Consider the following 11,448-nt stretch of genomic DNA (forward strand, 5'->3'; position numbering starts at 1 on the left):
CCGTCCACCAGGTCAGGCCGAAACGTAGCAGAGGGAACGACAGCCTGTCGTCGCCGTCAAGTCAAACGCGATCAGAAAAGCCGTATTTCAAAAACAAGGTCTTGGAATGCTTGTGATTTCGGCGCGGAACACCGGAACAAGACGTGGGGCGGAAGAGGGTGGGGCGTTGGCCCCACCCGCAGTCGTCAGAAGTTTGCGGCGTCCAACGCCATGACAGTGTCGGCACCGCTTTCGATGCGCGCAAGATGCATCTTCGTGGCGGGCAGGTGACGTGCCATGTAATAGCGCCCGGTTGCCAGCTTGGTTTCGTAGAATTCCGCGTCGGAGGCACCGCCATCCAGTGCGGTTTTCGCGGCCAGACCCATGCGCGCCCACATCAGACCAAGGCAGACATGGCCGAAAAGGTGCATGAAGTCATACGACCCGGCCAGCGCGTTGTTGGGGTTCTTCATGCCCTGCTGCATGAAATACATACCCGCCGCCTGAAGATCCTTTGAGGCGGCCTTCAGCGGATCAAAGAAATCCTTGTCGAAAGCTTCATCGCCGCCGTTATCCTTGATGAAGGTCTTGACCAATTCGAAGAACGCCATGACGTGCTTGCCGCCATCCTGTGCCAGCTTGCGGCCGACCAGATCCAGCGCCTGAATGCCATTCGCGCCTTCGTAGATCATCGCGATCCGGGCATCGCGCGCAAATTGCGACATGCCCCATTCTTCGATATAGCCGTGGCCGCCATAGACTTGCTGCGCCTGCACGGCCATCTCGAACCCCTTGTCGGTCTGGAACCCCTTGATGACAGGGGTCAGAAGCGAGACCAGCCCTTCGGCGTCCTTGTCATCCGAGCGGTGCGATTTGTCGATCAGATGCGCGCCCCAGAAGGTGAAGGCCCGCGCGCCTTCGACAAAGCTTTTCTGGTCCATCAGGCTGCGGCGAATGTCCGGATGCACGATCAGCGGATCGGCGGGGCCATCGGGGTTTTCGGCACCGGTCACGGCCCGCCCCTGAAGACGGTCATTGGCGTAGATCACGGCGTTCTGATAGGCGGCTTCGGCCTGCGCATAGCCTTGCAGTCCGACGCCCAGCCGGGCCTCGTTCATCATGGTGAACATGGCGCGCATGCCTTTATGCGCCTCGCCCAGCAGATAGCCCGTGGCACCGTCGTAATTCATCACGCAGGTCGAGTTGCCGTGGATGCCCATCTTTTCTTCGATCTTGCCGCAGGTCACCCCATTTCGTGCGCCAAGGCTGCCGTCGTCATTCACCAGGAATTTCGGCACGATGAACAGCGATACGCCCTTGATACCTTCGGGACCGCCCGGAATTTTGGCCAATACCAGATGGATAATGTTGTCGGCCAGATCATGCTCGCCTGCGGAGATGAAGATCTTCTGCCCGGTGATCTGATAGCTGCCGTCATCCTGTGGTTCCGCCTTGGTGCGCATCAGGCCCAGATCTGTGCCGCAATGTGGCTCGGTCAGGTTCATCGTGCCGGTCCATTCGCAAGTGACCAACTTGGGCAGATAGGTGGCTTTCTGGTCGTCGGTGCCATGTGTGTGGATCGCCGAATAGGCACCATGCGTCAGACCCTGATACATGTTGAACGCCATGTTCGCGCCGACGAAAATCTCGCCAACCGCAGTGTTCAGCAGGTAAGGCATGCCCTGACCCCCGAATTCCGGGTCACAGTCCAGCGCGGTCCAGCCGCCGTCCTGTATCTGCTTGAACGCTTCCTTGAAGCCCGACGGCGTGCGCACAACGCCGTTTTCCAGCACGCAGCCTTCTGTATCGCCCACCGTATTCAGCGGTGCCAGCACTTCCGTCGCCAGCTTGCCCGCCTCTTCCAGGACAGCGCCGGTGAAATCGGCTTCCATCTCGTCATAGCCGGGAATGCCGGTTTCTGCGGCGTTGAGCACTTCATGCAGCACAAACTGCATGTCTTTTGTGGGAGCGATATAACTGGGCATTTGGGTCCTCCGGTAGATGGCGGGGCAGTCCCTATTCGGCCGCCCGCTTGGTCTGGTTCATCGAGGTGAGCATCTTTTCACCCCATTTTATCTGGTCGTCGAGTTCGGCGATGGCAGAGTTCAACTCGTCCCTCTGGCGGATCATGTCATCCAACCGGTCTTTTGCTATTTCGACGGTGCGCGTCAGCTGCGTCTGCTGCTGATCGCCAACATGGTAGAGATCAAGAAGCTGTCGGATCTCCTCCAGGCTGAACCCAAAACGCTTGCCTCGCAAAATAAGCTTCAGCCGGGCACGGTCACGATGGGTGAACAGGCGTTTCTGGCCTTCGCGGATCGGAAACAGCAGTTCCTTGGCTTCGTAAAACCGCAGCGCTCTGGGGGTCACGTCGAATGCGTCACACATCTCCCGTATTGTCATCGTCTCATTAACGTCATTCATCACCTGGGCCTCCACTCGTAAGGTTATATGGACTGTAGGTGGCTTTCTGAGAGCATTCATACAATGGGAATTTTGTTTGCGCAGACGCAACGCTACGTCAAATTGCTGTTGACGTAAGATCATGTCGCGTCAGCCGGTTCGGCCTGAAACTATCTTTCAAAGCGCTTTAATTTTACCGCTTGGTAAAATGTTTGTATTGCTTACCCGAGGTCAGAGCGACTCAGTCTTTCAGCGATGCGGCGACCTCGTCGCGCAGCGCGCGCAGTTCTGCCTGCGCTTCGTCGAGCTGGCGGCGCTGTTCGTCAAGCTCGCCCAGCTGGCGGGTTGCGGCCTCGACCCACAGCCGGTTCTGCGCCTCCGTGCCTTCGTTCTCATAGATCATAAGCCACTGGCGAATCTCTTCCAGTTGAAAACCGAAGCGGCGTCCCCGCATGATCAGCGTCATTCGTGCGCATTCCTTCGCGCCATAGAACCGCGAGCGGCCGTCACGCTCTGGCTGTAGAAGTTCGATATATTCGTAATAGCGCAGGGTGCGCGGCGTGACGTCGAAACGCGTGCACATTTCCTTAAAACTGAGGCGGGTGTCGGACATGCTTTGGATTCTCCTGAGCCCAAGTCTAACGTGGTCTGCGCGAAGGGCAACAGGTGGGGTTGCAGCCCGCGTGCGAAGCGGCCCATAACGGCGGGGCACAAGCAGGACACCCAGACCGATGAGCGATAAGCGAGCCCGCATGGCGCGGGATTTCATTCAGGCGATCCCACATGCCCAGGCACTTGGCATGCAGCTTGGCGATATTGGTGAGGGCACAGCCGAAATCAGCATGGCGTATGATGCAAAGTTTATCGGTGACCCGGTGACCGGGGTGATCCATGGCGGTGCGGTCTCGGCACTGATGGACACCTGTTGCGGTGCCGCGGTGATGAGCCACCCGGACCTGCCATCCGTCACCGCGACCATCGACCTGCGCATCGACTACATGCGCCCGGCAACGCCGGGGCAGGCGATCACCGCGCGTGCGACCTGCTATCATGTGACCCGCTCGGTTGCCTTTGTGCGCGCGGTGGCAACAGACGAAGATGCCGAAAATCCCGTCGCGACGGCCACCGGCGCGTTTACGGTGGAGCCAGCAAAACCATGATCCGCAAAACTCCCGAACCCGTGCAGGTCGTCAAACAGCGGCGCGATACCGCCCTCAGCGCGCTGGTCGAAGGCGTGCCTTATGCGCAATTCCTTGGTATCAGCTTTGATCGGCGCGGGGACGAACTGACTGCGGTGCTGAAATATGATGAGAAATTGATCGGCAATCCGCTCCTTCCTGCTTTGCATGGCGGGGTGACGGCGGCATTTCTTGAGGTCACGGCTATCATCGGTCTTAGCTGGGCAATGCTGTGGGAAGGGATCGAGACCGGGCGTATCGACGTTGCCACGCTGGAAAAGGGTACGCTGCCGCGCCTGCCAAAGACCATCGACTTCACGACGGATTTTCTGCGATCCGGTCTGCCGCGTGATGGCTATGCGCGCGCACATGTCACCCGGTCCGGACGACGCTATGCCAGCGTGAACGCCTATGCCTGGCAGGACAATCGTGACCGGCCAATCGCTCAGGCCACGGGACACTTTCTGATGCCGCGCACCGATGTCTGAAATGACGCAGGATATTTCGCATCGCAGGGTTCTGAAAATTGCGCTGCCGATCGTGCTGGCCAACGCCACCGTGCCAATCCTCGGTGTCGTGGATACCGGGGTTGTCGGACAATTGGGTGAGGCCGCGCCGATCGGTGCCGTGGGGATCGGCGCGATCATCCTGACCGCGATCTACTGGATGTTCGGCTTTCTGCGCATGGGAACCGTCGGGCTGACCAGTCAGGCGGCGGGTGCGGGCAATACCGCCGAAGTTGCGGCGTTGCTGACCCGCGTGATCATGATTGGATTGACGGCGGGGGTCGCCCTGATCGCCCTTCAACAGTTGATTTTCGCCGGAGCTTTCTACCTGTCGCCCGCCTCGGCCGAGGTCGAGGGCATGGCCCGCGATTATCTGGCCATCCGCGTCTGGTCGGCCCCCGCGGCCATTGCGATCTTCGGTATCAGCGGTTGGCTGATCGCACAGGAGCGCACCCGCGCCGTGCTTGTGCTGCAATTGTGGATGAACGGGCTGAACGTGGTGCTGGACCTTGTTTTCGTCCTACAGCTTGGGTGGGGCGTAAACGGCGTCGCCATTGCCACGTTCTTCGCGGAATGGAGCGGCCTGGCCCTGGGGCTGTGGCTGTGCCGGGCAGCCTTTCGCGTGCCGGACTGGCGCGATTGGGCGCGGGTGTTCGACAAGGTGCGGCTGAAGCGGATGCTGGGTGTGAACACGGATATTCTGATCCGATCGGCGCTGTTGGAGGTGGGGTTTGTGTCCTTCCTGTTTCTCGGGGCGGATTTTGGGGATGTGACGCTGGCGGCCAATCAAGTGCTGCTGCAATTCCTGCACATCACCGCCGCCGCGATGGACGGGTTTGCCTTCTCGGCCGAGGCGCTGGTGGGGCGGGCCTTTGGCGCGGGCGTCGTGGCGCGTGTGCGCCGCAGCGCCATTGTCACCAGTATCTGGGGGCTGGTCACCAGCCTTGTCATGGTGGTGGCCTTCGCCTTGCTTGGCGGGATCATCATCGACCTGATGGCAGACGCGCCGGAAGTGCGCGCCGAGGCGCGGCTCTATCTGCCCTACATGGTACTTGCGCCACTGGCCGGTACGGCGGCGTGGATGCTGGACGGGATCTTCATCGGTGCCACCCGCAGTGCGGATATGCGCAACATGATGGCGCTCAGCTTTGTGGTCTATGTCGGCTCGGTGCTGCTGCTGGTGCCCAGTCTTGGCAATCACGGGCTATGGCTGGCACAGTTGGTTTTCTTCATCGCGCGCGGCGTGTTCCTGTGGTTGCGCTATCCGGCGTTGGAGGCTGCCGCCTCACAACCCGGAATAGACCAGCAACCCCCAGGGACGCAGGGCACCATCCACCTGTGACCAAAGCGTGCTGGCCTGCATCGGGTCCAGCCGCGCCGCGTTGAGGATTTGCGCCACGCTGCGGCGTCCGTCGATGCCTGCGATCAACGGCGCGGCCTGTTTCGGCAGATCAAGCCTTGTCTCGACGCCGGAAACCGTCAGCTTTGGGCGTTTGCCCTGTGCGATGGCCTGCGCCAAGGGCTTTGCCCCGACGCCGCGCAGATGCGGCACGGCGCTGCGGTTGCGTCCCGATGCGACGCGCGCGCCACTGCCCGCGGGCGCGGCATAGCCCACATGCAGCTTGATCGTGCCGCGCAGTTTCTCTGCGATGGCCATGGCAGCGGCGCGGTCCATACGATCCGGGACATCCGCAATGCGCGACAGATCATAGAGCGCGGGTTGGGTGAAATCGGCCAGCTCCCATCCGGTGGATGCGAGGACAGACATCAGAGACGCGACATCGAAGGCGCGATCCTGTGAATGCAGCAGCAGGTCGTAGAAACCCGCGTCACTTTGCCGGTGATCCACCAGATGCGGGTTCAGCCGGAACGGGTGGCCTTCGGGCAGCTGTTCAACAAGGTGCCGCGCCTTGGCCAGCCGTTCGGCGGGGGCAAGACCCTCCAGCAACGCGCCGAACGCCTGTTGCAAGGGATAGACGCCCGATCGCCCGTAAGGCGCATAGACCATGAAGCCGAGGCCCCCATCAGGGGCCACGGCGGCACGAAGGGCGGCAAACCCCTGCGCAGGATCGGGCAGGTGGTGCAAGACGCCACAACAATCAATGTAGTCGAAGGTGCCAAGGTCGGGCGCGTCCAACAGGCTGCCGGTGTGAAAGGTGATGTTGGTCAAGCCACGCGCCTTCGCGCGGGCCTCCGCCACTCGTCGTGAGGCGGTGGACAGATCGACATAGGTGATTTGATGCGGATGACCTGCATTTGCCAGATGCTGCGCCAACATGATCAGCCCGTCGCCCGTGCCGCCGCCTGCGACCAGAACGCGGAACGGCCTGGACCAGTCGCGCTGGCCGGTGAACAGGAAATGGTCAATCTCATGCGGATGGCTGGGCGAGCCTTCGATCAGGCGTTTGGATTCGTCTGCCGGATCGCGTTCAGGATAGGGATAGGCTTCGTATTGTTCGGACACAGTGACCATTGATTGCCTTTCCTGACGCGGCGGTTGCGCGGGCAATCTGGCACGCGGATGCGGGAAAGACAAAACCTAGCGCGCGGACTTGCGCGCGATGTCGATCCGCGCCTCCATCATCGACATTTCCTTCATGATCTCGTGTCGCCTGGTGCGGTCGCCTTCGTCGCGCAATTCCGCACGCAGTCGCGCCAGTTCGCGCGACAAGGAAACAAATTCAGGAGCTGCGCCGTTTTCTTTCATCAGGCGATTGATCAGCGCATTTTCCGGATCGTCACAAGGCGGCAAGGGCTTGCCCGCGCCGGGCAGGTTGTCAAAAGCACCTTCCGCCTCTGCTGCGCGGATACGGGCGTTTACGAGGTCAATGAGCGGGTGGTCCATCTGCGGATCCTCTTGGCATCGCATAAGCATAACATCCGCGATCGGCGGTGTCATTTTCGCGCGCGTCCTCAAAAAAGCAACGGTTTTGCACGCGGACGTGTCGTGCATCGCCTGTGCTGAAACGAAACAGGCCCCGGCTTGATGCCGGAGCCTGCGCAGAATTTACAAGTCGCTCAGGGTTACTTCAGCGTGATGCGTCCATCCGTGTAGGGCGTGTAAGGGCCATTTTCCGCAAGATATTCGGCGGTCACATCGGCCAGGTCCGGGCCGAAGTCATAGGCATTCTCGGCATCGACAAACATCTTGTAGCCATCACCGCCATTGCGGACATAGTTGTTGGAGACAACCCCGTACATCTTCTCGGGCTCGATCGGCGCACCGTCAACCATGACGTCGGACACGCGGCTGCCCGGCTCTGCCGACGGATCGGCTGTGAAGGTCAGGCCGGCCACCTGCGGGAAACGGCCCGCGCCTTCCTCGATCTGGCTGACACCGTTTTCAAGCGCCTCGACCACGGTCGCACCGGACACCTGGAAGGTGGACAGCGTGTTCTGGAACGGCAGCACGGTCAGCACTTCGCCCATGGTCACTTCGCCCGCGTCGATAGAGGCGCGCAGACCGCCGGAGTTCACAAAGGCGATCTCGATGCCCTGATCCTTGACCCGTGCCAGAATGGCGTCAGCCACCAGATTGCCCATCGAGCATTCCATCACGCGGCAGACATCGCGGTTGCCTTCGATGGTCTCGGAAGTTTCCGCCACGACCTTGTTGCGGATCTCTTCCAGCGGTGCGGCGGCTTCGGTGATGCGCGCGACGGTTGCCTCGTCCTCGGTGACAGCACCGTCAAGGATGATCGGCTCGCCCACAGCTTCGGTGATGTTGCCTTCGTCGTCGAAGGTCACGTTCAGCTCGCCCAGGAACTTGCCGTAAGCATAGGCCTGCACGATGGCGGTGTTGCCGACCATCACCGGGTAGGGGCCCTTGGCGCCTTCGATGGTGTTGGACAGCAGCGAGTTGTCATGCCCGCCGACGATCACGTCAACGCCGGTAGTGTTTTCGGCGACAGTCGTATCAACGTTTAGACCCGAGTGCGACAGCACGATGATCTTGTTCACGCCCATTTCGGTCAGCTTGTCGACCTCGCCCTGCACCGCATCGCTGGGATCGGTGAAGATGATGTTCTTGCCGGGGCTGGCAAGCTCATCCGTGTCTTGCGGTGTCAGGCCGATCAGGCCCAGCTTTTCGCCGCCCCGCTCGATCACGGTGGATTTCATCAGAACATCGGCCAGCAACTCCTCGCCCGAGACGTCGGCATTGGACATCAGCACCGGGAAATCGACCGCATCCATGAAGCCGCGCAGAACTTCGGGGCCGTCGTCGAATTCGTGGTTGCCCACGGTCATCGCGTCATAGCCCATCTTGTTCATCATTTCGGCGGCAAGCTTGCCCTTGTAATAGGTATAGAACAGCGTGCCCTGGAACTGGTCGCCGCCATCGACAAGGATCGCGTTGTTGCTGCGCTGGCGCGCTTCCTCGATCGCCGAGACCAGACGCGCGGAGCCGCCAAAGCAGTCGCCCGCGGTGTTGTCTTCCGCCGAGCAGGGGGAATCATATTTTGAAATAGGTTCGAACCGGGCGTGGAAATCATTGGTATGAAGGATCGTCAGGGAATAATCTGCGGCGGCGGCACCTGCGGTCAACGCAAGAGCGGCGGCACCGGTCAAAAGGCGGATGGACATGTTCAGTTCCTCTCTGTCGGAAGTCTTATGCGCAGGATCGTGCCGCTTCCGTCGGGCTAAGTCAAAGCCCGTCGCAACGTCATCGGCGGTTTTTGTCACAATTGCATGACGCTTGACGATAAGCCGTCCAGAAGGCATCTCAACGTCATGCTGATCTACAAGATATTGCGCGCCGCCGAATGGCAGGCGCTGGAGGTCTCGGGCGAAACCGCCGGTGCCCCGATCGACGTGGCCGATGGCTACATTCATTTTTCAACCGCGCTGCAAGTCCGCGAGACAGCCGCCAAGCATTTCGCCGGGGAGGACGGGCTGGTTCTGGCCGCGTTCGATACCGAGACAATGGGCGAAGCCCTGAAATGGGAGGTCGCGCGCGCAGGTGCCGAGTTTCCGCATCTTTACGGACCGCTGAGGCGCAAGGACATTGTGTGGTCCTGCGCCTTGCCCTTGGTGAATGGGACACATGACTTCCCGCGGGATATGGCATGAGCAACGTCGCTTGCCACCCAGATCCGGGCGTGCGGATATGAGCTTGTTTGAACAGGCCGGGCTGCGGGTTTTTCGCCATATGGATCCGGAAACCGCGCATGGGCTGGCACTGCGGGCATTGCAACTTGGCGTCGCGCCGTCCCCCGGTCTGGTGACGTCAGACAGATTGCGCTGCGAGGTGGCGGGGCTGCACCTGACCAATCCGATCGGGCTGGCGGCCGGGTTCGATAAGAACGCGACAGCACTTCTGGGCCTTGGCCGTGCGGGGTTCGGCTTTGTCGAAGTGGGGGCCGCAACACCGCGCGCGCAACCCGGCAACCCCAAGCCGCGTCTGTTCCGCCTGACCGAGGATGGTGCCGCGATCAACCGGTTCGGGTTCAACAATGACGGGATGGAGGCGATTGCCGCAAGGCTGGCGAAACGCCCGCGCGACGCGGTGATCGGCCTGAATCTTGGGGCCAACAAGGATAGCGGGGACCGGGCCGCGGATTTTGCCCGCGTGTTGGGCCATTGCGGCACATGGCTGGATTTTGCGACCGTGAATGTCTCCAGCCCCAATACCGAAAAGTTGCGCGACCTACAGGGCAAGGCAGCCTTGGCCGGATTGCTGGCCGGCGTGATGCAGGTGCGTGACGGTATGGACCGGCGGGTGCCGGTCTTTCTGAAGATCGCGCCGGACCTGACGCCGGGTGAGCTGGCGGATGTGGCAGAGGTCGCTCTGTCCTCGGGCGTGGATGCGGTGATCGCCACCAATACGACGCTGGATCGCGACGGGTTGCGCAGCCGCCACCGCGATGAAAAGGGCGGGCTGTCCGGCGCGCCCCTGTTCGAGAAGTCCACCCGCGTCCTGGCGCAACTGTCGGTGCTGACCGAAGGCCGCCTGCCGCTGATCGGGGTGGGGGGCGTCGGCTCTGCCGAACAGGCCTATGCCAAGATCCGTGCCGGGGCGAGCGCCGTGCAGCTTTATACCGCTCTGGTCTATGGCGGGCTGAGCCTTGTGGAAGAGATCGCAAGGGGCCTTGACCGGCTGTTGGCGCGGGACGGGTTCGATAATGTGGCGGATGCGGTCGGCACCACAAGGGAGGACTGGCTTTGATGGAATATTGGCACAACCCCCGATGCAGCAAGTCGCGGCAGGGCCTGGCGCTGCTTGAGGAGAACGGCGTGGCACCGACGGTGCGCCGCTATCTTGACGACACGCCCTCCGTGTCGGAACTGAAAGCAATGCGCGCGGCGCTGGGCCTGCCTGTGCTTGCAATGATGCGGTCCAAAGACCCGCTATTTGCAGAGCTGGGCCTGACGAAAGACAGCGATGACGCGGAACTGTTTGCTGCGATGGAAGCGCATCCAAAGCTGATCGAGCGGCCGGTGCTGATCTCAGGCGATCGCGCGGTAATCGGACGCCCGACCGAAAAACTGCTGACCCTCACCTGAAGCCGACAAGGCAAGCTCCTTGGCTTGTGTCCGGACGCGGTGAATTTGGACCAAACCGAAGTGCCGGTGCTGTAAGGGTACTGCCTGACCTGCCGCGTGACCGGCGCTTGCCAAAAGGCGGGCAGGGGGGCAGATTGCCCGCCAAGCTCCGCAAGCAGGACCACTAAACCAAGGACACGCCCCGTGACCAAGACCGTCTATATTCTGAATGGCCCGAACCTGAACCTTCTGGGCAAACGCCAGCCCGAGATCTACGGCCACGATACGCTTGCCGATGTGGAGGCCGTCTGCGCCGAGCTGGGCGAAAAAATTGGCCTAAAGACGCGGCTGTTGCAGTCCAACTGGGAAGGCCAGATCATTGACTGGATTCACGAGGCGCGCGACGCGGCACAGGGCATCATCATCAATCCCGCAGCGCTGACCCATACCTCGGTCGCGGTGCTGGATGCGCTGAACACCTTCGACGGGCCGGTGCTGGAGGTCCATATTTCCAACGTCCACCAGCGCGAAAGCTTTCGCCATCATTCCTATGTCAGCCAGCGGGCTGACGGGGTGATCGCGGGCTTTGGCGTTGAAGGTTACGCGTTGGCGCTGCGGCGCATGGGTCGTCTTCTGGCATGACCGTATGCACCGGGGCCAGAGGCCTTGCGGATGGTCGCAGCGGCCGCGAAAGAGCAGCGGGTGATATTGCAACATGTATAACCGCCCCTTGCGCAAGAGGATTCTTCAGAGCTGATTTTGGCGCGTCATCGGGTGCTGACATGTATCCGGCCTCATGATGCGGCTTCGCACATGCCGCGGGCCCGTATGGTGTTCGAAGGTCGGGTCCAGATCAAAGCCGCGTGCTCGATGGCACTCTGTTGCACACTGGTTCTCCC

At 61.2% G+C, this 11,448-nt stretch carries 13 protein-coding genes; 7 read left to right on the forward strand and 6 right to left on the reverse strand.

Translation table 11 applies throughout. The annotated features are described in order from the left end of the window. Nucleotides 1-185: 185 nt before the first annotated feature. The 3 genes from ACN0WV_RS17370 to ACN0WV_RS17380 all read right to left on the reverse strand — a co-directional run bounded on the left by ACN0WV_RS17370 (nucleotide 186) and on the right by ACN0WV_RS17380 (nucleotide 2,995). Entirely contained in the window at nucleotides 186-1,964 is a 1,779-nt protein-coding gene (locus ACN0WV_RS17370; protein ID WP_417607456.1) for an acyl-CoA dehydrogenase C-terminal domain-containing protein, read from the reverse strand. Nucleotides 1,965-1,995: 31 nt separating this feature from the next. Beyond that, nucleotides 1,996-2,403, reverse strand: coding sequence for a MerR family transcriptional regulator (locus tag ACN0WV_RS17375; RefSeq protein WP_084353245.1), 408 nt, complete (start codon nucleotides 2,401-2,403; stop codon nucleotides 1,996-1,998). Between the two features lie 220 nt (nucleotides 2,404-2,623). After that, entirely contained in the window at nucleotides 2,624-2,995 is a 372-nt protein-coding gene (locus ACN0WV_RS17380) for a MerR family transcriptional regulator (RefSeq protein WP_084353244.1), read from the reverse strand. 118 nt (nucleotides 2,996-3,113) lie between these two features. Here ACN0WV_RS17380 and ACN0WV_RS17385 point away from each other — a divergent pair, with 118 nt between their 5' ends. From ACN0WV_RS17385 to ACN0WV_RS17395, 3 genes are read left to right on the forward strand one after another with little or no spacing between them, the layout of a single operon-like run. Further along, complete coding sequence (locus ACN0WV_RS17385) at nucleotides 3,114-3,542, forward strand: PaaI family thioesterase (protein ID WP_417607459.1); 429 nt, start codon at nucleotides 3,114-3,116, stop codon at nucleotides 3,540-3,542. Then, nucleotides 3,539-4,048: a PaaI family thioesterase gene (locus ACN0WV_RS17390; protein WP_084353242.1), complete on the forward strand. Its 510-nt coding sequence runs from the start codon at nucleotides 3,539-3,541 to the stop codon at nucleotides 4,046-4,048. Before ACN0WV_RS17385 ends, ACN0WV_RS17390 begins: the two co-directional genes overlap by 4 nt. After that, a complete protein-coding gene (locus tag ACN0WV_RS17395; RefSeq protein WP_417607461.1) occupies nucleotides 4,041-5,408 on the forward strand; it encodes an MATE family efflux transporter in 1,368 nt (455 codons plus the stop codon). The genes ACN0WV_RS17390 and ACN0WV_RS17395 overlap by 8 nt, the downstream gene beginning before the upstream one ends. Here ACN0WV_RS17395 and ACN0WV_RS17400 read toward each other — a convergent pair. The 3 genes from ACN0WV_RS17400 to ACN0WV_RS17410 all read right to left on the reverse strand — a co-directional run bounded on the left by ACN0WV_RS17400 (nucleotide 5,352) and on the right by ACN0WV_RS17410 (nucleotide 8,650). Beyond that, entirely contained in the window at nucleotides 5,352-6,539 is a 1,188-nt protein-coding gene (locus tag ACN0WV_RS17400; protein WP_417607463.1) for a class I SAM-dependent methyltransferase, read from the reverse strand. The two genes, ACN0WV_RS17395 and ACN0WV_RS17400, sit on opposite strands and share 57 nt — an antisense overlap. A gap of 66 nt (nucleotides 6,540-6,605) precedes the next feature. Further along, nucleotides 6,606-6,911: a DnaJ family domain-containing protein gene (locus tag ACN0WV_RS17405; RefSeq protein WP_084353284.1), complete on the reverse strand. Its 306-nt coding sequence runs from the start codon at nucleotides 6,909-6,911 to the stop codon at nucleotides 6,606-6,608. Between the two features lie 179 nt (nucleotides 6,912-7,090). Further along, entirely contained in the window at nucleotides 7,091-8,650 is a 1,560-nt protein-coding gene (locus ACN0WV_RS17410) for a bifunctional metallophosphatase/5'-nucleotidase (protein WP_417607465.1), read from the reverse strand. A gap of 147 nt (nucleotides 8,651-8,797) precedes the next feature. Between ACN0WV_RS17410 and ACN0WV_RS17415 the strand changes: the two genes are divergently transcribed. The 4 genes from ACN0WV_RS17415 (at nucleotide 8,798) to aroQ (ending at nucleotide 11,191) form a co-directional block, all read left to right on the forward strand. Next, nucleotides 8,798-9,136, forward strand: coding sequence for a DUF952 domain-containing protein (locus ACN0WV_RS17415; RefSeq protein WP_417607467.1), 339 nt, complete (start codon nucleotides 8,798-8,800; stop codon nucleotides 9,134-9,136). Between the two features lie 37 nt (nucleotides 9,137-9,173). Then, on the forward strand, nucleotides 9,174-10,232 hold the full coding sequence (locus ACN0WV_RS17420; protein WP_417607469.1) for a quinone-dependent dihydroorotate dehydrogenase: 1,059 nt from the start codon (nucleotides 9,174-9,176) through the stop codon (nucleotides 10,230-10,232). Beyond that, the gene (gene arsC, locus ACN0WV_RS17425) at nucleotides 10,232-10,570 is read left to right on the forward strand and encodes an arsenate reductase (glutaredoxin) (RefSeq protein ID WP_417607471.1); all 339 of its coding nucleotides are present in this window, start codon (nucleotides 10,232-10,234) and stop codon (nucleotides 10,568-10,570) included. The genes ACN0WV_RS17420 and arsC overlap by 1 nt, the downstream gene beginning before the upstream one ends. A gap of 183 nt (nucleotides 10,571-10,753) precedes the next feature. Beyond that, nucleotides 10,754-11,191: a type II 3-dehydroquinate dehydratase gene (aroQ, locus tag ACN0WV_RS17430; RefSeq protein ID WP_084353236.1), complete on the forward strand. Its 438-nt coding sequence runs from the start codon at nucleotides 10,754-10,756 to the stop codon at nucleotides 11,189-11,191. Nucleotides 11,192-11,448: the final 257 nt, after the last annotated feature.

Origin of the sequence: Primorskyibacter flagellatus, from assembly GCF_048268605.1 — a bacterium.
GTDB lineage: Bacteria > Pseudomonadota > Alphaproteobacteria > Rhodobacterales > Rhodobacteraceae > Primorskyibacter > Primorskyibacter flagellatus.